23 protein-coding genes are annotated in these 19,659 nt (G+C 69.1%); 4 read left to right on the forward strand and 19 right to left on the reverse strand.

Annotated elements, in window-relative coordinates; all coding sequences use genetic code 11:
• Both ACESMY_RS22180 and ACESMY_RS22185 read left to right on the forward strand, forming a co-directional pair.
• A partial coding sequence (locus tag ACESMY_RS22180; RefSeq protein WP_372786818.1) for an ATP-binding cassette domain-containing protein occupies window positions 1-632 on the forward strand: 632 nt, incomplete at its 5' end.
• A 64-nt stretch (window positions 633-696) separates the two neighbouring features.
• Window positions 697-1,308, forward strand: coding sequence for a glutathione S-transferase family protein (locus tag ACESMY_RS22185; RefSeq protein ID WP_372786819.1), 612 nt, complete (start codon window positions 697-699; stop codon window positions 1,306-1,308).
• On the opposite strand, the gene ACESMY_RS22190 is transcribed toward ACESMY_RS22185, so the two are convergent.
• Together ACESMY_RS22190 and ACESMY_RS22195 are read right to left on the reverse strand one after the other, a co-directional pair.
• Window positions 1,305-2,150 carry a hypothetical protein gene (locus ACESMY_RS22190; protein WP_372786820.1) on the reverse strand — a complete coding sequence of 282 codons (846 nt, stop codon included), beginning with the start codon at window positions 2,148-2,150 and terminating at the stop codon, window positions 1,305-1,307. The genes ACESMY_RS22185 and ACESMY_RS22190 overlap by 4 nt on opposite strands.
• A 13-nt stretch (window positions 2,151-2,163) precedes the next feature.
• A complete protein-coding gene (locus ACESMY_RS22195) occupies window positions 2,164-3,009 on the reverse strand; it encodes a hypothetical protein (protein WP_372786821.1) in 846 nt (281 codons plus the stop codon).
• A 214-nt stretch (window positions 3,010-3,223) separates the two neighbouring features.
• Between ACESMY_RS22195 and trmFO the strand changes: the two genes are divergently transcribed.
• Complete coding sequence (gene trmFO / locus ACESMY_RS22200; protein WP_372786822.1) at window positions 3,224-4,639, forward strand: methylenetetrahydrofolate--tRNA-(uracil(54)-C(5))-methyltransferase (FADH(2)-oxidizing) TrmFO; 1,416 nt, start codon at window positions 3,224-3,226, stop codon at window positions 4,637-4,639.
• A 4-nt stretch (window positions 4,640-4,643) separates the two neighbouring features.
• Here trmFO and ACESMY_RS22205 read toward each other — a convergent pair whose 3' ends face one another.
• The 6 genes from ACESMY_RS22205 to yajC all read right to left on the reverse strand — a co-directional run bounded on the left by ACESMY_RS22205 (window position 4,644) and on the right by yajC (window position 9,378).
• The gene (locus tag ACESMY_RS22205) at window positions 4,644-5,336 is read right to left on the reverse strand and encodes a squalene/phytoene synthase family protein (protein ID WP_372786823.1); all 693 of its coding nucleotides are present in this window, start codon (window positions 5,334-5,336) and stop codon (window positions 4,644-4,646) included.
• A gap of 62 nt (window positions 5,337-5,398) precedes the next feature.
• A complete protein-coding gene (locus ACESMY_RS22210; RefSeq protein WP_372786824.1) occupies window positions 5,399-6,013 on the reverse strand; it encodes a urate hydroxylase PuuD in 615 nt (204 codons plus the stop codon).
• A gap of 67 nt (window positions 6,014-6,080) precedes the next feature.
• Complete coding sequence (locus ACESMY_RS22215; RefSeq protein WP_372786825.1) at window positions 6,081-6,440, reverse strand: Mth938-like domain-containing protein; 360 nt, start codon at window positions 6,438-6,440, stop codon at window positions 6,081-6,083.
• A 14-nt stretch (window positions 6,441-6,454) separates the two neighbouring features.
• Window positions 6,455-7,426 (reverse strand): protein translocase subunit SecF, encoded by a 972-nt coding sequence (gene secF / locus ACESMY_RS22220; RefSeq protein WP_372786826.1) that lies wholly within the window; start codon window positions 7,424-7,426, stop codon window positions 6,455-6,457.
• 13 nt (window positions 7,427-7,439) lie between these two features.
• Window positions 7,440-9,044 carry a protein translocase subunit SecD gene (gene secD / locus ACESMY_RS22225; protein WP_372786827.1) on the reverse strand — a complete coding sequence of 535 codons (1,605 nt, stop codon included), beginning with the start codon at window positions 9,042-9,044 and terminating at the stop codon, window positions 7,440-7,442.
• Window positions 9,045-9,063: 19 nt separating this feature from the next.
• Window positions 9,064-9,378: a preprotein translocase subunit YajC gene (gene yajC, locus ACESMY_RS22230; protein ID WP_372786828.1), complete on the reverse strand. Its 315-nt coding sequence runs from the start codon at window positions 9,376-9,378 to the stop codon at window positions 9,064-9,066.
• A gap of 119 nt (window positions 9,379-9,497) precedes the next feature.
• On the opposite strand from yajC, the gene ACESMY_RS22235 reads away from it, so the two are divergent.
• Entirely contained in the window at window positions 9,498-10,355 is an 858-nt protein-coding gene (locus tag ACESMY_RS22235; RefSeq protein WP_372786840.1) for an ATP-binding protein, read from the forward strand.
• Here the strand turns inward: ACESMY_RS22235 and ACESMY_RS22240 are convergent, their stop codons facing one another.
• The 11 genes from ACESMY_RS22240 to ACESMY_RS22290 all read right to left on the reverse strand — a co-directional run.
• Entirely contained in the window at window positions 10,356-11,894 is a 1,539-nt protein-coding gene (locus ACESMY_RS22240; protein WP_372786829.1) for a LysM peptidoglycan-binding domain-containing protein, read from the reverse strand.
• A gap of 109 nt (window positions 11,895-12,003) precedes the next feature.
• Window positions 12,004-12,663, reverse strand: coding sequence for a protein-L-isoaspartate(D-aspartate) O-methyltransferase (locus ACESMY_RS22245; protein WP_372786830.1), 660 nt, complete (start codon window positions 12,661-12,663; stop codon window positions 12,004-12,006).
• Between the two features lie 17 nt (window positions 12,664-12,680).
• Window positions 12,681-13,454 carry a 5'/3'-nucleotidase SurE gene (surE, locus tag ACESMY_RS22250; protein WP_372786831.1) on the reverse strand — a complete coding sequence of 258 codons (774 nt, stop codon included), beginning with the start codon at window positions 13,452-13,454 and terminating at the stop codon, window positions 12,681-12,683.
• Complete coding sequence (gene serS / locus ACESMY_RS22255; RefSeq protein ID WP_372786832.1) at window positions 13,451-14,740, reverse strand: serine--tRNA ligase; 1,290 nt, start codon at window positions 14,738-14,740, stop codon at window positions 13,451-13,453. The genes surE and serS overlap by 4 nt, the downstream gene beginning before the upstream one ends.
• 68 nt (window positions 14,741-14,808) lie before the next feature.
• Window positions 14,809-15,684 carry a twin-arginine translocase subunit TatC gene (gene tatC, locus ACESMY_RS22260; RefSeq protein WP_372786841.1) on the reverse strand — a complete coding sequence of 292 codons (876 nt, stop codon included), beginning with the start codon at window positions 15,682-15,684 and terminating at the stop codon, window positions 14,809-14,811.
• Between the two features lie 44 nt (window positions 15,685-15,728).
• Window positions 15,729-16,304, reverse strand: a complete 576-nt coding sequence (gene tatB / locus ACESMY_RS22265) for a Sec-independent protein translocase protein TatB (protein WP_372786833.1) — start codon at window positions 16,302-16,304, stop codon at window positions 15,729-15,731.
• Window positions 16,305-16,369: 65 nt separating this feature from the next.
• Complete coding sequence (locus ACESMY_RS22270; protein WP_372786835.1) at window positions 16,370-16,606, reverse strand: twin-arginine translocase TatA/TatE family subunit; 237 nt, start codon at window positions 16,604-16,606, stop codon at window positions 16,370-16,372.
• A gap of 95 nt (window positions 16,607-16,701) precedes the next feature.
• Window positions 16,702-17,349, reverse strand: a complete 648-nt coding sequence (gene scpB, locus ACESMY_RS22275; RefSeq protein ID WP_372786836.1) for an SMC-Scp complex subunit ScpB — start codon at window positions 17,347-17,349, stop codon at window positions 16,702-16,704.
• Window positions 17,346-18,152 carry a ScpA family protein gene (locus ACESMY_RS22280; protein WP_372786837.1) on the reverse strand — a complete coding sequence of 269 codons (807 nt, stop codon included), beginning with the start codon at window positions 18,150-18,152 and terminating at the stop codon, window positions 17,346-17,348. Before ACESMY_RS22280 ends, scpB begins: the two co-directional genes overlap by 4 nt.
• Entirely contained in the window at window positions 18,149-19,174 is a 1,026-nt protein-coding gene (nagZ, locus tag ACESMY_RS22285) for a beta-N-acetylhexosaminidase (RefSeq protein WP_372786838.1), read from the reverse strand. Before nagZ ends, ACESMY_RS22280 begins: the two co-directional genes overlap by 4 nt.
• Window positions 19,171-19,659 (reverse strand): SPOR domain-containing protein (locus ACESMY_RS22290; RefSeq protein ID WP_372786839.1); only part of this gene is annotated, 489 nt, incomplete at its 5' end. The genes ACESMY_RS22290 and nagZ, both read right to left, overlap by 4 nt.

The raw sequence follows: 19,659 nt of genomic DNA on the forward strand, positions 1-19,659 counted from the left end.
TGATCAAGATCGAGATGCACTTCCTGCCCGACGTCTACGTCACCTGCGACGTCTGCCACGGCCACCGCTACAACCGCGAGACGCTGGAAGTCCTGTTCAAGGGCAAGAGCATCTCCGACGTGCTCGACATGACGGTCGATGAGGCCGCGGAGTTCTTCAAGGCCGTGCCGGTGCTGCGCGAGAAGATGGCGACGCTGAAGCGCGTCGGCCTGGGCTATGTGAAGGTCGGCCAGTCCTCGACCACGCTCTCGGGCGGCGAGGCGCAGCGGGTGAAGCTCTCCAAGGAGCTGTCGCGCCGGGCCACCGGCAAGACCCTCTACATCCTCGACGAGCCGACCACGGGCCTGCATTTCGAGGACACCAAGAAGCTCCTGGAAGTGCTCCATGAGCTGGTCGACCAGGGCAATACGGTCGTCGTCATCGAGCACAACCTCGACGTCGTGAAGACCGCCGACTGGGTCGTCGACTTCGGCCCCGAAGGCGGCGACGGCGGCGGCGAGATCGTGGCGACCGGCACGCCGGAGCAGGTCGCGGCCAATCCCAAGAGCTGGACCGGCCGCTACCTCGCCGAGCTCCTGGAACGCCACCGCCAGCGCGCCGGGTCGCAGAGCAAGAAGCGGGTCAGCGCCTAGCCTCTCCCCATCGCGCGGGCGGGTGTGTAGCCTCGCTCCATTCTTTTGAGAGATTGGAGCTGCGATGATCCTCTACGGCGCGCCGAACCCCGCCCCCAATCCGCGCCGCGTGCGCATCTTCCTGGCGGAGAAGGGCATCGCGCTGCCCGAGACGCGGGTCGACATGATGAAGCGCGAGCACAAGTCGCCGGAGTTCCGCGCCAAGAACTCAATGGGCCAGCTTCCGGCGCTGGAGCTCAACGACGGAACCTGCATCGCCGAAACCGTCGCCATCTGCCGCTATTTCGATGAGACCCACCCGGAGCCGCCGATGTTCGGGACGACCCCCGTCGAGAAGGCCATGGTCGACATGTGGGTGCGCCGCACCGAGTTCACGGTGATGATGCCGGTCGGCAATTTCTGGCGTCACGCCCACCCGCGCACGGCGGCGCTGCTGACCCAGTACAAGGACTTCGGGGAGTCCAACAAGGAGACCTACAAGGGCGCCCAGCGCTACCTGAACCGCGAGCTGGAGGGCAAAACCTGGCTGGCGGGCGGAAGCTACTCCATGGCCGACATCTGCCTGCTGACCACCGTCGACTTCGCGGGCTGGATCGGCCTGCCGCTGGAGGATGAGTACGCCAACCTCAAGGCCTGGCACGACCGCGCCTCGGCCCGGCCAAGCGCGGAGGCCTAAGCCTTCTCCGCCGAGAGCGCCCTGTAGGCGGCCACGAAGGGCGTCTGGCCGATCACCAGATAGAGCGGCCCGCAGACCAGCTCGGCGATCAGGCCGAACACATAGGCTCCGGGCCGATCGGTAAGCGCCTGGCGGTCCGAGAGGCTGATCGGCGCGAGCGTATGGAAACCGCCGATCGCGGCCTCTAGCACGGCGACCAGAACGAAGAGCACGATGGCGATCAGGGCCATGAGGCAACCGGCCAGCAGGGTCATCCCGAGCAGCGACCAGACATGGCCTCGGGTCAGCCGCCAGGACTCCACGAGGCCGAACCGGCCGGTGGCGAAGTTGGCCGGCCCAGCCAGGCTGGTCCGGATCGCCAGCCACAGCATGAGCAGAATGAACAGCAGCGTGCCGATGCCGCCCGCCGCGCCGCTGAGGCGCGTCAGCCCCTGGACCGCCAGGTAGCCCACCGTGATCAGACAGGCGGAGAGGATCAGGATCACCAGCCACAGGCCGAACAGCCGGATCTCGTCACGTCCGATCCGCAGGTAGTAGGTCCCCGGCGGCGCGCCGGGCCGAAGCGTCAGGCGATAGAGCGCTGCCAGGACGACCCACTGGATCGCCGCGCCCCCAAGACCCAGCACCAGGCCGCCGACCGCGGTCCCGGCCATCTCGTTCTGATCCGCGGCCTTGGCGGCCAATGCGATGGCGATGGTGAGGGTGATCGCGATGACAGCCAGGACGAGCAGGCCCACGAAGCCCAGCACCGTGAACAGGCACCAGCCGATCACCACGCGCCAATGGCCGCGCAGCACCTGGAAGCCCTCCAGAGCCGCATCGCTGGCGGAGAAGCGGGTCATCGCCGAGACGGCTTCAGCCGGCCTCCGGCTGGGCGGCCAGCGGCTGGCCGGGCGGGTGTCCGAGCAACTGCTGGTAGGCGACCGCGCCGGGCGCGGCGATCACCGCATTGTAGAGCGCGCTGAACACGCTGCTGACGACCATATAGGCGATCACCCCGATGCTCAGGTAGCCGCGCAGCGAGCTGCCGTCGGTGCTGATGAAGGAGCTGATGTCGGCAACCTGTCCGCCGCTCATCAGCACGATGACGCCGGCGATCCCGAAGAAGACCACGATGATCAAAAGGCCGATCACCACGATGCAGGCGAGCGCGAGGGTGTAGGCACCGAGCAGCCGCCAGAACTGGCCGCGGGTCAGCGTCCAGGATTCGAAGATCGCCAGACGCCGCTCTGCGAAGGTCGCCACCGGGGCGAGCGACAGGCGCACGAGCACGAACACCAGGATGCCGACCGAGAACAGCCAGGCGACGCCGCCGACGAAGCCTTCCATCGCCGGGCCGCCGATGGAGGCCAGGGCCACGACGATCGCCGAGGCCATGGTCAGGGCCACCACCAGCACCATCGCCAGGCCGAAGCAGATCAGCGTCAGGCCCATCAGGCGCAGCTCGTCCACGCCCAGCCGCAGATAGCCGAAGCGCGTGTCGTCATGGCGGAAGATCAGGCGATAGACGGCCGCGGCCATGACGCATTGGACGGCCAGGCCAAGGATCAGGATCGGCGCCACCAGGATCAGGGCGTCGAGCAACTGACCCGCCGTCGGCGTCTGGTCGGCGGTGATGGTCTCCAGCCCGTGGCGGACGTTGGCCGGCATGAGCGCGCTGATCACCGGGCCCAGCACGCTCACAAGCAGGGTCGCACCCACCCAGGCGCCGAACGCCCGGGGGTTCTCCCGCGTGATCCGAAATCCTTCTAGCGCAGCCTCAGAGGCTGAAAACCCCGACATCCTCGTCCCTAGGCCCGACCCCACTACATAGGAAACGAGTCGGCCTCCCCTTTGGATGCAAGGTTGGGGCTCGCCCCCTTCGCGTGCAAGGCCCCGCTCGCGATCTCATCGGATCGTTGCTAGTTAGCCACGCATGAAAACCCCCTCTTCCTCCCTTCGGCCGGTGCATGTGGTCGGGGGCGGCCTGGCCGGTTCCGAGGCGGCCTGGCAGCTGGCCGAGGCCGGCGTGCCTGTCGTGCTGCACGAGATGCGCCCGGTGCGCGGCACCGACGCCCACCAGACCGACCGGCTGGCCGAGCTCGTCTGCTCCAACTCCTTCCGCGCCGACGACTGGACCGGCAATGCGGTCGGCCTGTTGCACGCCGAGATGCGCAGGCTGGGCTCGATCGTCCTGGCCTGCGGCGACGCCCACCAGGTCCCGGCCGGCGGCGCTCTGGCCGTCGACCGCGACGGCTTCGCCCAAGCGGTCACCGAACGGCTTGAAGCCCATCCGCTGGTCAGCATCGCCCGCGAAGAGATCGCCGGCCTGCCGCCCGCCGACTGGGACAGCGTCATCGTCGCCACCGGCCCCCTCACCTCGCCCGCCCTGTCGGACGCGATCCTCCAGCTGACCGGCGAGGGCGAGCTGTCGTTCTTCGACGCCATCGCGCCCATTGTGCACCTGGAGTCGATCGACATGGGCGTCGCCTGGCGCCAGTCGCGATACGACAAGGAAGGTCCCGGCGGCGACGCGGCCGCCTACATCAACTGCCCGATGGACAAGGCCCAGTACGACGCCTTCGTCGACGCCCTGCTGGCCGGCCCGAAGTCGGAGTTCAAGGACTGGGAGCACGTGCCCTACTTCGACGGCTGCCTGCCGATCGAGGTCATGGCCGAGCGCGGGCGCGAGACCTTGCGCCACGGGCCGATGAAGCCGGTGGGCCTGACCAACGAGCACGATCCTCAGACCAAGGCCTGGGCGGTCGTCCAGCTGCGCCAGGACAATGCGCTGGGCACCCTGTGGAACATGGTGGGCTTCCAGACCAAGCTGAAGCATGGCGCTCAGAGCGACATCTTCCGCGCCATCCCGGGCCTGGAGAAGGCGGTGTTCGCGAGGCTCGGCGGCCTGCACCGCAACACCTTCCTGAACAGCCCCCGCCTGCTCGACGGCTCGCTCCGCCTGAAGGCCGATCCGCGCCTGCGTTTCGCCGGCCAGGTGACCGGTGTCGAGGGCTATGTCGAGAGCGCCGCGGTGGGCCTGATGGCCGGACGTTTCGCCGCCGCTGAGCGCCTGGGCCGCGACGCGCAGGCGCCACCGGCCACGACCGCGCTCGGCGCCCTGATCGGCCACATCACCGGCGGGCACCTCGACGCCGGGAAGGGTTCGTTCCAGCCGATGAACATCAACTACGGCCTGCTGCCGCCGCTGGAAGGCCCGAAACACGGCGCCGACGGCAAACGCCTGCCGCACAAGGAGCGCGGCCGGGCGAAGAAGCGGCTGATGGGCGAGCGCGCTCTGGCCGACCTCGACGCCTGGGCCGCGGGCGAGCCGGCGCTCGCAGCGGAATAGGCCGCTAAATCCGGCCCCGGGCCACGGCGACGGTCAGGCGCAGGCGCCGGGCGAAGTCGTTCTGGGCGGGGCGACCGGCGAGCGCGGCGTGCGCCACGGCGGGAAAGGCCGCGACGCTGAGGTTGCGCGAGGCGCTGCGCGCGGCGTGGATCACCTTCAGGAAGGTCGGTCGCAGGTCCGGGTTGTCAGCCAGGCGCTTGCCCAGCGACCAGGCCGAGCCGCCGGCCAGCGCCATCTTCGCCTCCGTCGCCGGATCGAGCACCTGGGCCGCCAGCTGGGCGGCGAGCCCGCCGGTGTCGCGAGCCCAGTCCAGCACCTCGCCCTCGCTCATTGGCGCAGGATCGAGCTCGCGGTAGCGGGCGTCGATCATGGTCTCCAAGGCCGCGCGATCGAGACCGCGGCGCGCGACCGCCTCGGCGAGGGCCTGGGCCGCGGGGTGGTGGCGCACGGGGCGGCTCTCGTAGATCTCCTCCAGCGCCTCGCGCCACCAGGTCAGGCGCATCTCGCCCAGCAGGGCGTTCGACGCGACCCTGGGCGCCCGCGCCAGCTCATGGTCGAAGGCATAGAGCGCGATGACGTCGGCGCGCTGGGCCGCCTGGCCGATGAAGCGGCTGGAAAGCCAGCGGTCGGGATCCACGCGCCGCAGCAGGGCGTCGAGATCGCCGCCCGGAAGGGTTTCGGTGTCGGGTTCGCTCATGGCGCCTATGAAAAGGCCCGCCGGTTAAGGCGGGCCTTCCCGTCCTGCGATTGCGCCCGAACTCAGCCGAAGATCGTCTGAGACATGGTCATGGCCACCAGCATCGGCAGCGACAGCATCAGGTTGACGCGAGAGCCCATCGTCGCGACCTTCGCAGCCTTGGCCTTGGTATCCGCATCGGCCTCGACGAGACCCAAGGCGCGCTTCTGGTTCGGCCAGATGATGCCCCAGACATTGAGCATCATGACGATGCCCAACCACATGCCGAGGCCCAGGAGGGCATACTGCTTGTGGCTGGCCGGATCGGACGCACCCGCCAGGCCGAACGACAGCGTCTGGACAAGGTAGTGGCGGCTGCCGGCGATCGCGAGGCCCATGATCACCGTGGCCAACGCCGACCAGCGGAACCAGAACAGCGCTTCCGGGGCGATGTACTTCGAGACGCCCGGCTTCAGCTCGGCGGGCACCGACGGCATGACGCGGATCTGCACGAAGTTGAAGTAGTAGAGCAGGCCGATCCAGAGGATGCCGAAGAAGACGTGCATCCAGCGGAACACCGCGACGAAGAAGATCTCGCCCGTGCCCTGCGGGCCCTGGGAATAGGCCCAGATCATCACCCCGGCGAGGATCAGACCGACGATGACGGTGTTGCGGAAATTGGAAAGTAGTCCGGCCATGTGTGCGCCCTCGTGATTCCTACCCTGAGCGTCACGTATAGGTCGTTTTGACGCAGGCGGAAACGGCTCAGACGGCGATCAGGGCCGCGGCCAGGCGGCGGCCTTCCGAGGTCAGCACATTGTAGATGCGCGCCGCGGCGGGCGTGTCCATGAACTCGAGGCCGATGCCCGCGGCGGACAGCACCTCGCGGATGGCGCGTGGCGGCTGGGCGTTGCGGGCGCCGACGCCCAGCAGCAGGAACTCGACCTCAGCGCGTCCGGCGGCCAGAACCGGCGCGAGGCTCTCGGTGGTCAGCTCGGCGAGGGCGGCGACCGGCCACGGCTGCGCCTGGTCGGCGACGATCAGCAGCGAGCCGGCATGCCAGTCTCCCGACAGGCGGAAGCCGCCGTCGCCATAGGCGTCGATGGAGGGCGCGTCGCGGGCCACGGGCCGCCCCTCCCCTAGCGGACGGTGGCGGGCTTCAGCGGCTCGGCCTCTTCATCGGCCCGCTTGACGCCCCAGAGCAGGATCACCGGGGCCGCGATATAGATCGACGAATAGGTGCCGATGGCGATGCCGAACAACAGGATCACCGACAGGCCAAAGAGCGAGGGACCGCCGAACACCGCCAGGGCCACCAGGGCCAGGACCGCGGTCATGCTGGTGATGATGGTCCGCGTCAGCATCTCGTTGATGGACATGTCGATCACCTCGTCCAGCGGCATGCGCTTGTATTTGCGCAGGTTCTCGCGGAACCGGTCGAACACCACGACGGTGTCGTTCATCGAATAGCCGATGATGGTCAGGATCGCGGCGACCGCGCGCAGGTCGAACTCGATGTAGTTCTTCAGCAGCGCCATCATCCCGAAGGTCAGGAAGACGTCGTGGAACAGCGCCGCCACGGCGCCCAGGCCGAACTGCAGTTCGAACCGGAACCAGATGTAGAGCAGCATCAGGAGGATCGCGAGGCCGAGGCCCAGGAGCCCCGAGGTCAGGAGCTCGCCGGAGACCTTCGGGCCCACCACATCTGTGCGGGTGAACTTCACGGTCCCCAGCGCCTGGGTCAGGTGGGTCTGGGCGGTGGCGACGGTCTTGGAGATGTCGGCGCCCGCCGGGGCCTGGAAGCGGATGATGGCCGCCGACGGCGCGCCGCCGCCCTGCACCACCAGGTCGCCCAGATGCATCGGATCGAGCGCGCTGCGGACCTTGGCGGTGTCGACGGCGTTGGGCGCCGTGGACAGTTCCAGCACCGTGCCGCCGGCGAAATCGATGCCGCAGGCCAGCCCGCCGCAGGGCGGCTTGAACGGATAGAGCGAGAAGAAGATCGAGGCGGCGATCGCGAGCACGGAGAGGCTCGAGAACACCTTCGACAGCCGCACGAACCGGAAGTGCGTCCGGACCGGCAGGACCTTGATGAGGGGCCAGAATTTCAAAGCTTGGGCTCCCTTACGCGATCGGCAGCGTCTTCGGCCGGGCGGTGCGGAACCACCAGGCGAGAAGCACTTGGGTGACGAGGACGGCCGAGAACACGGTCGTGAGCACGCCGATGGCCAGGGTCCAGGCGAAACCCTTCACAGGGCCGGACCCGAACGAGAACATGATGGCCGCCGAGAGCAGGTGGGTCATGTTGGCGTCGAGGATGGTCCCCATGGCGCGCGAGAAGCCCGCCTCCATGGAGCCGATCAGGTTGCGCCCGGCGCGCAGTTCGTCGCGCATCCGTTCGTAGATCAAGACGTTGGCGTCGACCGCCACGGCCAGCGTCAGGATCAGGCCGGCGATGCCCGGGAGTGTCAGCGTCGCCTGGGTGAAGCTCATGATACCGATGATCATCACCGCGTTGACCGCCAGCGCGATCAGCGAGATGCCGCCGAACAGCACGCCGTAGATGGCGAGCATGAACACCATAGTGAGCGCCAGGCCCACCACGGCCGACAGCGTGCCCGACTTGACGGCGTCCGCGCCCAGCTCGGCGCCCACGGTCCGCTGTTCCTCGACCTTCATCGGCGCCGGAAGCGCGCCGGCCCGCAGCAGCACCGCCAGGTCGTTGGCGGTCTCGACCGTGAAGTGGCCGTGGATCTGGCCGCTGCCGCCGGCGATCGCGCTTTCAATCACCGGCGCCGAGATGACCTTCTTGTCGAGGACGATGGCGAAGCGCTTGCCGATGTTCTGGCGCGTCATGTCGCCGAACTTGCGTCCGCCGATACCATTGAAGCGGAGGGAGACCACTGGCTGGTTGGTCTGGGAATCGAAGGTCGACTGGGCGTTGGTCAGCATCTCGCCGGTGACGATCTGACGCTTTTTGACCAGGTAGCTGGCCGCCGAGCCATCCGTCGATTGCAGAAGCTCGTCGCCCGGCGGCACGCGTCCGGAGGCGAGGTCCTGCTGGGAGACGGTCTCGTCGAGCAACTGGAAGCTCAGCTTGGCGGTCTGGCCGATGACGGTCTTCAGGCGCTCCGGGTCGCTTTCGCCGGCGGCCTGGATGTCGATGCGGTCCTTGCCGCGCCGCGAGATGTCCGGCTCCTTGGTGCCCATCTGGTCGATCCGGCGGCGGATGACCTCGATGTTCTGGTCGACGGCCTTGGAGACGTCGGCGTCGAAGGCCTCGGGCACGAAGGCGATACGGATCCGCTGGTTGTCGCCGGAGCTGACGCTGACCTCGCGCCCGCCCGGAGCGCCGGGGATCGCCGCGCCGATCGATTGGCGCAGCACGTTCAGGGCCGTCGAGTACTGCGACGGGTCGGTGACCCGCAGTCCGATCTCGCCGTTGGTGACGGCAAGGTCGGTAAAGGCGATCTCCTTGTCGCGGAAGGTCGTGCGGACGTCCTCGGCCATGTTGGTCAGCCGCTCGTTGCGCAGCGCCACCGTGTCGACCGAATAGAGCAGGTCCGAGCCGCCCTGCAGGTCGAGGCCCAGGTGCAGGGTGCTCTTCGGCATGAACGCCGGCAGGCTGTCGCGGACCTTGGCCGGCAACACGTTCGGCAGGGTGAACAGCAGGCCGAAGATCGTCGCCAGGAGGACGAGGATCACCTTCCAGCGGGCAAGATTCATCATGGCGGGTGCGGACGCGCTTCTAGGTCTTGGAGTCGTTCGCCGGGGCCGGCGCGCCGCGGGCCTGCACCTCGGTGATCATGCCCTTGCGCACCTTGACGGTGACGCCGGTGGCGATCTCGACGCCCACGTCGGCCTCTTCGACACGGACGACCTTGCCGTGCACGCCGGAGGACAGGACCACCATGTCGCCGCGCTTGAGGCCGGCGAGGGTCGTCTGGTGGGCTTTCATGCGGCGCTGCTGCGGACGGATCATCAAGAAATAGAACAGGACGACCAGACCGACGAGCGGCAGGAACTGCATCAGGTTCTGTGTAAGGTCTGGGCTAGCGGGCATGGCCTCTCCGAAATGCAGTGCGACGGCGGCCTTTCGAAGGCCCCCGCGCGAAGTCGGCGGAAGCTATGCGCTGCGACCCCGTTTTGCAATGGAAGCTCGGCAGGCTAAGCCTCGGCGTGATGACGCATGAGCTGGAACCCGTCCTGGCGCGGATCGCCGAGGCCCTCGAGCGCCTCGCGCCGCCGCGCGCCGCCGAGCCCGATTTCGGAGCGGCGCGCCTCTTCCGCCACGAGCCGGCGGCCGGCGCCTTCCATCCGGCGCCCGACTATCCCCTGCCGCTGGACGCGCTGGTCGGCGTCGACCGCCAGAAGGACCGCTTCGTCGAGAACCTGCAGCGGTTCGCGGGCGGCCTACCCTGCAACCACGCCCTGCTCTGGGGTGTGCGCGGCGCGGGGAAGAGCTCGCTCGCCAAGGCCGCCTTCATGCATGTCGCGGCCGGGGCGCCGGACTTGAAGCTCGTGGAGGTCGATCGCGACCAGGTGACGGCGCTGCCGGGCCTGTTCGACATCCTGCGGGCGCGGCCCGAACGCTTCCTGGTGCTTTGCGACGACCTCTCCTTCGAAGAGGGCGCGGCGGCGGCCAAGGCGCTGAAGTCGGCGCTCGAAGGCGGCGTCTCCGGCCCGCCCGCCAATGTGCTGTTCGCCGCGACCTCGAACCGCCGGCACCTGATGCCCAGATCTCATGGCGAAAGGGGCGGCCATGGCGAGGACCGCGGCCTGATCGCCACCGCCGAGGACGCCGAGGAGGAGGTCAGCGTCTCCGACCGCTTCGGCCTGTGGATCGGCTTCGCGCCCATGGACCAGGCGACCTATCTGGCGGCCGTCCAGGGCTATGCGAAGCGCTATGGCCTCAAGGCGCCGGACCTCGATCGCCGCGCCCTGCAGTGGGCGCAGCTGCGCGGAGCCCGCTCCGGCCGGGTCGCCTGGCAGTTCATCCGCGATCTGGCGGGAGAGCTGGGGAAGAGCCTGCCGCTCTAGCTACTTCGGAAGCACCAGCTTCGGGTCGACGGGCCGCGCCCGCGCGTCGAGCGGGTTGGGCGCATAGCGCACCTCGAAGTGCAGCTGCGGCTCGGGCACGCCGCCGGAATTGCCGGCCTGGCCGATCTGCTGGCCTTGGGTGACCTTCTGCTGGTTCCGCACGTCGATGTGGCTGAGGAACCCGTAGGCGGTGACCCAGCCGTCGGCGTGCTTGATCAGCACCAGATTGCCGAAGCCCGGCACCTGGTCGCCGGCGTAGACCACGTCGCCGTCGGCGGCGGAGCGGACCGCCGCGCCCGCCTGGGCCTGGATGTTGATGCCGTCGTTGTGCTGGCCGCCGGCCAAGGGCCCGAAGTCGGACAGTATCTCGCCCTTCAGCGGCCACACGAACCGGCCCCGGCCCATCTGCGAGACCTGGGCGTCGCTCGGTGCGGGCGCGGAGCTGGGCGCCGCGGCCGGGGCCGCGCCCGGCGTGCCGGATGACGGCCTGGGGGCTGCGCCCGACGGCTGATAGGGCTGCGGTCGGGACGGTAGTTGCGCCGACGGCTCGACCGGGCGCGGATAGCTGCGCGGAGCCTCCGGAGGCTCCGATCCGCGCAAGGCGCCGCGGTCGCGGTAGCCGTCCGGCAGGTAGATCTTCTGCCCGGGGCGCACGGTGGCGCGACGGCGGGACATGTCGTTCTCGAGGCGCAGGCGATCGACGCTGATGCTGAAGCGCTGGGCGATCTGGGCAAGGGTGTCGCCGGGCTGGGCGACATAGGCGTGCTCGGTGAAGGACGGCCCCTTGAGGGCCTGGCCCAGCTGGAGATTGTTGCCCTTCAGGTGGTTGTCGGCCTTGAGCTGGCTGACGTCGGTGTCGAGCTTGGCGGCGATCTTGTCGAGGGTGTCGCCCTTCTTCACCCGGTAGGTCTCGCGCCGGCCCTGGCTGGTCACGACCTTGCCGGCCACCATGCGGTCGCCGCCCGACGGCGTGTCGTCCACGGTGTCGGCGGCCGGGGTCTTGCCGCGCCGCGCCTTCGCGCCCTTGGCCGGGGCGGCGTCGCCGCTGTCGGCGTTGTCCTCGGCCGCCAGGACGGCCGGGATCACGAAGTCGGCGGGCAGGCGAATCTTCTGTCCGGGGCGGATCTGGGTCCGGGCCGAGAGGTCGTTCTCGTCGCGCAGTTCCTCAACCGTGACGTGGAAGCGCTTGGCGATGGAGAAGACGGTGTCGCCGTTGGCGACCACATAGGCCTTCCTGGCGACCGCCGGCCCCTTCAGCACGTCGCCCGGCTGCAGCACGCTGGTCTTCTTGAGCTTGTTGGCGCTGGTCAGCTCGGCGATCGTGGTGTCGAGCTTGTCGGCGATCTTCTCGAGGGTGTCGCCCTTCTTGACCACATAGGCCGCGCTCTCGCTCTTCAGCGTGATGATCTTGCCGTTGGCGGCCTTGGGGGCTTCCACCGCCTTGTTGGCGTTGTGGTGCGGGCGCGCGAAGGCGGGGGCCGCGCAAAGCGCGGTGCTCGCCAGGAGGATCAGGGCCGATCGCTGGAGGAAATGCGTCATCGCCGCTCCGGTATTGAACATGGCCATGAGTCGGGGCGCCAGGGTTGATGATGGGTTAAGCCGCCCATCCGCGCCAACCCGCAAACGCCGTACACGCCACACGTCTTCGTCAAAGTTCCTTCGCCACCCCGTCGAGCAGGGGCACGAACCGCACGTCGGTCAGCGCCTCGACCTCGAAGCCCCCCTTGCCGTCGCCCGTATAGCGACGAAGGCTCTGCACCGGCCCCTTGCCGATCGGCGCCACCAGGACCCCGTTCGGCTTCAGCTGGCTCAGCAAGGCCTTCGGCTCATCAGACGCGGCGGCTGTGACCATAATGCGGTCGAAAGGCGCCTGCTCGGGCCAGCCCTCCCCGCCGTCGCCGAACCGGGTGATGACATTGGTCAGGCCCAGCGCCTTGAAGCGGGCCTCGGCCTCCCGCATCAGGGTGCGGTAGCGCTCCACCGTGTAGACCAGCCGCGAGAGCTTGGAGAGGATGGTGGTCTGGTAGCCGCTGCCGGTGCCGATCTCCAATACCCGGTCGCGCCGGTCGAGCTTCAGCGCCTGGGTCATCAGCCCGACGATGTAGGGCTGGCTGATGGTCTGGCCGCAAGCGATCGGCAGGGCGGAATCCTCGAACGCGCGTTCCTTGAAAAGATCCGGCGTGAAGGCTTCGCGCGGTGTCGTCTCGATGGCATTCAGCACGGCAGGCTCGCTCACCCCTTGCGAGCGCAGGGCGAGGATCAGGCGGGCAAGCCGCGTCTCGGCCGTGTCGTCGTCTTTCTTCGCCATCCTAGGCCTTGGCCAAATCACGCATGGGGCGGCGGGCCACCCAGAACGCCCCGCAGTTTGTGCACTGACTCGGCGTGCGTGAGGTCGATATGCAGCGGCGTCACCGAGATCTTGCCGTCATAGATCGCGCGCAGGTCGGTGCCGTCGGCCGGTTTCGAGCGCTCCTGCCTGAATCCCATCCAGTAGTAGTCCCGGCCGCGCAGGTCGGTACGCTTTTCCGCGATGCGGATATGGGCGTCGCGGAAGCCCTGGCGGGTGACCTCCACCTCGGTGATCTCGGCGACCGGCCGGTAGGGGAAGTTGATGTTCATGACCACGTCGTTCGCCCAGCCCACCTCCATGAGCCGGCGGATGATGCCCGGCGCGAAGACCTCGGCGGGCTCATAGCTTCGGTTGCCCTCGTAGAAGCCCATCTGCGAGAGCGCGATGCCCGGCACGCCCAGCGCCATGGCCTCGATGGCGCCGGCCACCGTGCCCGACATGGTGACGTCCTCAGCGAGATTGGCGCCGCGGTTGACGCCGGAGAGCACGAGGTCGGGCTTCTTGCCGGTCACCAGCTCGTGGATGCCCAGCATCACGCAGTCGGTGGGCGTGCCGGTCGTGGAGAAGCGCCGTGGGTCCAGCTCGCGAACCCGAATCGGATCGGAGAGCGTGAGCGCCCGGCTGGCCCCAGACCGCTCGGCGTCCGGCGCACAGATCCAGACGTCGTCGGACAGCTTTGCTGCGATCTTTTCCAGCGCGGTCAGCCCCTCGGCATGGATCCCGTCATCGTTGGTGAGCAGGATCCTCAAGCGGCCTTGCCCCCGATGTGGGTCAGGCCCTTCAAGTAGGGATGCAGCGCCTGGGGAATGGCGATGCGGCCATCCTCGTCCTGGTAGTTCTCCATCAGCGCCACCAGCGTACGGCCGACGGCCAGGCCCGAGCCGTTCAGCGTGTGCACGAACCGCGTGCCCTTTTCGCCGGCCGCCTTGGTGCGGGCGTCCATGCGGCGGGCCTGGAAGTCGCCGCAGTTGGAGCAGGAGCTGATCTCGCGGTAGCGGTCCTCGGACGGCAGCCAGACCTCGAGGTCGTAGGTCTTCTTCGCTCCGAAACCCATGTCCCCGGTGCAGAGCAGCATGGTGCGGAACGGCAGCTCCAGCCGCTTCAGGATCGCCTCGGCGCAGCCGACCATCCGCTCGTGTTCCTCGTCGGACTTGTCTGGCTCAACGATGGAGACCAGCTCGACCTTGTAGAACTGGTGCTGGCGGATCATTCCGCGGGTGTCCTTGCCGGAGGCGCCGGCCTCCGAACGGAAGCAAGGCGTCAGCGCCGTGTAGCGCAGCGGCAGCTCCTCTTGCGCAACGATCTGGCCCATCACCAGGCTGGTCAGCGGCACCTCGGCGGTGGGGATCAGCCAGCGGCCGTCGGTGGTCTGGAAGAGGTCGTCGGCGAACTTCGGGAGCTTGTCCGTTCCATAGGCCGCCGCATCGTTGACCAGCAGCGGCGGCGAGACCTCGGTGTAGCCGTGCTCGGTCGTCTGGAAATCGAGCATGAACTGGCCGAGCGCGCGTTCCAGCCGGGCGAGCTCGCCCTTCAGCACCGCGAAGCGCGCCCCGCTCATCCGGGCGGCGGCCTCGAAGTCCAGCAGGCCCAGGCCTTCGCCAAGGGTGGAGTGATCCTTGGGATTGGCGATGGCGAACGGCTCGCCCCAGCGGCGCACCTCGACGTTGGCGTGCTCGTCCTCGCCCAGCGGCACGTCGGCCGCGGGGATGTTCGGCAGGCCGGCCAGCAGGGCGTTCAGCGCCTGGCCTGCGGCTTTCTCGGCTTCGCTGTCGGATTCCAGCTTGGCCTTCAGCGCATCCACCTGCGCCATCAGCCGCGCGGCTTCGGCCTCGTCCTTGGCGGCCTTGGCGGCGCCGATCTTCTTGGAGGCGTCGTTGCGCTCGGCCTGGGCGGTCTGCCAGCCGGTCTGGGCGGTCCGCAGCGTCGCATCCAGCGCGGTGATCTGGGCCACCAGGTCCGCGCCGGACAGGCCCTTCGCGTCCCAGCCTTTAACGTAGGGCTCAGGCGTTTCGCGAATGGCTCGGATGTCGTGCATGGCGGCCGCAAGGTGGGAGGGAAGCGGCTTCTCTAGAGCGCGTTGGCGCGGGGGCCAACCCCAAGGGGCTAGGCCGCGGCGTCGTCTTCCTTCTTTCGCCGGAGCTCGATCACCCAGACACACCCCACCGAGGCGAAGTAGAGGCCGATGAGCGGCAGCGACAGCAGGATCTGGCTGATCGGGTCAGGCGGCGTGATGATCGCCGCAGCGATGACGATGCCCACCACCGCGTAGCGCCAGCCGGCCATCAGCATCTTCGAGTTCACGATGCCGGCCATGCCCAGCAGCGCCAGGATCACCGGCAGCTGGAACCCCAGGCCGAAGGCCAGCAGCAGCGCCAGCACCTGGTCGAGATACTCCGAGACCTTCGGCAGCAACTGCACCGAAATCCCCGCCGTGGCCACGATCTGCTGGGAGAGCGCGAACCACAGCAGGAAGGGCATGATCATGTAGTAGACCATCGCCGCACCGGCCAGGAACAGCAGGGGCGAGGCGACCAGGAACGGCAGGAAGGCGCGGCGCTCGCGCTTGTAGAGCCCCGGCGCGACGAAGGCGTAGACCTGCTGCGCCCAGATCGGGAAGCTCAAGGCCACAGCGCCCAGCACCGACAGCTTTACCTTGGTGAAAAAGAATTCCAGCGGCGCGGTGAAGATCAGGCTCGTCACCTGGCCCGGAACCGGCGGCAGCTCTTTCAGCCCCGCCAGCACCAGGAACATATTCTTGGTGCTGGTCAGCATGCTCTGAGCCTGGTGGAGAAAATCCCCGGTCGCGCCGCCGCCCTTGGCCTCCTGCACCCGGACCGCGAGCAGGCCCGCGGCGACGTAGAAGGGGTGAACCAGCAGGGTGAAGGCCTGGGTCGAAAACGCGAAGCAGATGATGAAGGCCACGAACAGCGCGATCACGCAGCGGATCAGCCGCGCGCGCAGCTCGACCAGATGGTCCATCAGGGGCGCGCGGGAGGCCTCGATTTCGTCCTCGGGCAGGTCGCTCACGGGGCGGACGCCTTACGGGCTCGCGGCTTGGGCGCAGCCGCCTTGGCAGGCGCCCGCTTCGCCGCAGATTTCACGACCGGCTTGGCCTTCGCGGCGGGCGCCGGCTTGGCCTTGGACGCCGGCTTGGCCGCCATCGCCTTGGCCGGGGGTTTCTTCTTCGCCCCAGCCTTCGCGGCGGCTTTGCGGGCTCGGGCCCTCGGCGCGGCCCCGACCTCGATGGGCTCGCTCTGGACGTAGGCGTAGGGCTTCATCACAGGCTGGTTCAGCTCGACGCCCACGTCGGAGAGGCCCTGGCTGATCTCGTTGAAGGCCTGGTTCACCTCCGGCGCGTGGGTCTCGACGTCCAGGAGCTGGCCCTTGCGCATGGCCTCGACCTCCTGGCGCAGTTCGTCGAGCTCCGACTGGCGGGCCATTTCGTCGAAGCTGGCGCGGAATTCGGCGGCCATCGAGCGCACCTTGGCCATGAACTGCCCCAGCTTGCGCAGCAGCACCGGCAGGTCCTTCGGACCCACTACGATCAGCGCCACCACCGCGGCGATCAGGAGTTCTAGAGCGCGTCCTTCGGGAAACATGGCCGTGCCTTAGCGCGGTTTCAGGCGCAGTGGAAACCTAGGACCGCTGGGGCCGGGGATCGAGCTCAGGCCTTGGTCCTGGCGCGCGCCTTGGGCGCGGTCTTCGCGGCCGTCTTCGGCAGCGGCTTGGCCGGCGGCGCCTCTTCCTCGTGGGCCTCGTCTTCGCCCTTCAGGCCCTCGCGGAAGGCTTTGATGCCCTTGGCGGTGTCGCCCATGATGCCGGAAATCTTACCCCGGCCGCCGAACAGCAGGAGGATGACCACGCCCGCGAAAATCAGATGCCAGATCGAAAGACCGCCCATGGCGTCGAAAACTCCAATCCCGTCGCGCCCCGGCGACATCGTCCAAGCCGCTATATAGTCCGTCTCCAGCCCGCGCGCCACGCGACAATCCTGCGCTAGGAGGCGGTTTCCTCGCCGAGGAAGTCGGTGTGGAACTCTGGCGCGTCGCCCTCGTCGAGCGGGTCCTCGTCGGCGGCGAGCCCATTGGGATCGGGGACGGCGAAGTCGGCCGGCAGGTCGAGCGAGAGCAGGCCCGCCGCGCGCATCTCGGCGGCGCCCGGCAGGTCGCCGACGCTGGCCAGGCCGAAATGCTCCAGGAAGGCGTCGGTGGTGCCGTAGGTGATCGGCCGGCCCGGCGTGCGCCGGCGGCCGCGCATGCGCACCATGCCGAGCTCGAGGAGGACGTCGAGCGTGCCCTTGCTCGCCTGCACGCCGCGCACCGCCTCGATCTCCGCGCGGGTCACCGGCTGGTGGTAGGCGATGATCGCCAGGGTCTCCTGGGCGGCGCGGGAGAGCCGGCGCGGCTCCTCGCGCTCATCGGTCATCAGCCAGGCGAGATCGGCGGCCGTCTGGAAGCGCCAGCGTCCGGCGACCGCGACCAGCTCCACGCCGCGGCCCTGGTAGCGGGCTTGCAGCGCCACGATCGCGCCGGCTACGTCCGCCCCCTCCGGCAGCCGCTTGGCGATCTCGGCGTCGCTGAGCGGCCCGGCGGCGGCGAACAGCAGGGCCTCGACCTCGCGCTCGGTGTGGACGACGTCGCTCATGCGGCCTTCTCCCGCCGGCTGCGCAGGTAGATGTCGGCGAAGGCCTCAAGCTGGCGGGCCTCCAGCGCGCCTTCCTTCACCAGCTCCAGGCCGGCCGACAGCGTCGAGGCGACATAGGAGGCCCGGCTCGGCCCCTGCCCGCCCGACTCCATCGGCGCGACGCCGGCGAGCGGCGTCCAGCGGGCGAGCTCCGGCAGCAGCCGGCGCAGGCGGTCGCGCGCCTCCTCCAGCGGATAGGCGGTCGGCAGGGCGGGCGTGTAGCGGCGGCTGGATTCCTTGGTGCGCTGGGCGATGTAGGCGCTCATCAGCCCGTAGAGATCGCCCTCGACGCGGCCTGAGGGGATCACCCGTATGGCCTCCGGGTCGCCGCGGCCGAAGACGTCGCGGCCCATCTGCGGTCGGGTGCGGAGCGCCTCGGCGGCGCTGCGCATGGCGTCGAGCTTAGCCAGGCGGAAGGCGAGCCGGGCGGCGATCTCCTCGGCCGGCGCCTCGTCGGCCTTCGGTTGTTCGGGCTTGGGGAGCAGGAGGCGGGACTTCAGGTAGGCGAGCCACGAGGCCATCACCAGATAGTCGGCGGCTAGCGAGAACTGCTGGCGGCGCGCCTGCTGCACAAAGGCCAGGTACTGCTCGGCGAGCTTCAGGATCGAGAGCTGCAGAAGGTCGACCTTCTGGCTGCGGGCGAGCGCCAGCAGCACGTGCAACGGGCCTTCATAGCCGTCGATGTCGACGATCAGCGCCTCCCCGTCCTCGGCGGCGGTGGCCGCGGCGGCGAAGTCGAGATTGGGCTGGAAGGTCATGGTCATGCCGCGAACCGACCCTCGAACGCGGCGTCGAAGCGGGCCCGGGCCTCGGCCGCATCGAACGGCTCCGGCGTCCGGGCGATCCGCGCCAGCGCCGCCCTGGCCCGTCCGGCGGCGCGGCCTTTCAAGGACCCGGCGCCGGCCACCACGGCCTTCATCTCCGCCAGGCCGCCATTGCAGTGCAGGACCATGTCGCAGCCGGCCGCGCGGCTAGCGCGGGCGCGTTCGGTGAAGTCGCCGCTCAGCGCCTTCATGGAAAGGTCGTCGCTCATCACCAGCCCGTCGAAGCCGATCGCGCCGCGCACCGCCTTGCGCATCACCTTCTTCGAGGTGGTGGCCGGCCGCTTCCGGTCGATCGCCGAATAGATCACATGGGCGGTCATCGCCATCGGCATGTCGGAGAGCACGCGGAACGGCGCGAAGTCGCGCGCCTCCAGGTCCGCGAAGCTCGCGTCCACAACCGGCAACTCCAGGTGGCTGTCGGCCATCGCGCGACCGTGTCCGGGGATGTGCTTGATGACCGGCAGGACGCCGCCGGCGATCAGGCCCTCGGCGGCGGCCCGGCCCATCAACGCGACTTCGTCCGGCGTGCCGCCATAGGCTCGGTCGCCGATGATCTCGTGGCCCGTGGGGTCCGGCACGTCGAGCACCGGCAGGCAATCGACGTTGATGCCCAGCGCCGTCAGGTCGTGGGCCATGAGCCGCGCGCCGAGCCGGGTGATCTCGCGCCGGAACAGCGGGTCATTGCCGGCCAGGTCGCCGTAGGCGCGGCCCGGCGGATAGCGGCCCCAGTTCGGCGGCCCCAACCGCTGGACCCGCCCGCCCTCCTGGTCGATCAGCACCGGCGCGTCGGCGCGTCCGACGCTCTCGCGCAGCGCATTGGTGAGCGTGCGCACCTGGTCGGGGGTCTGCACGTTGCGGCCGAAGAGGATGAAGCCCCAGGGGTTCACCCGCCGGAAGAAGATCTTCTCCTCGGCCGTCAGCTTGGGGCCGGAACAGCCGAGGATGGCGGCCGTCACGGTCACTTGACGAAGCAGGCCTTCCCGGCGGCCTTGAGCTTGGCGCAGAAGGCGGTCGCGTCGGCGCGGCTGCCGAAGCCGGTCACCTGGGTGCGGAAGAGGGTGTGGCCGTCCTTTTCCACCTTCTCCACGCTCTTGCCCTTGCCGGCGGCGGGGCCGGGGGCGATGGCCGCGGCGTCGCTCCAGCCCTTGTCGGCGAGCGCCTGAGACGAGAAGGCGCCGATCTGCACGGCGGCGACGCCCGCGGCCTTGGCCGCCGGAGCCGGGGTCTTGGCCTCGGGCGTGGCGGGCGCGGCCTTGACCGGCGCGGGCTTGGCCGGAGCCGGCGGCGTGGCGGCCACCTTGGGCGCGGGCGCAGCCTTCGGCGCCGGCGGTTCAACCTTCGCGGCCGGCGCGGGCGGCGGCGGGGGCGGGGCCGCCGGGGCCGCCGCCGCGGCGGGCGGTGATTCATATAAAAACAAACACCCGACAGCGACGGCGTGGGGTGTGGG

It is taken from the genome of Phenylobacterium sp. (assembly GCF_041691455.1).
In the GTDB taxonomy this organism is placed as follows: Bacteria; Pseudomonadota; Alphaproteobacteria; order Caulobacterales; family Caulobacteraceae; genus Phenylobacterium.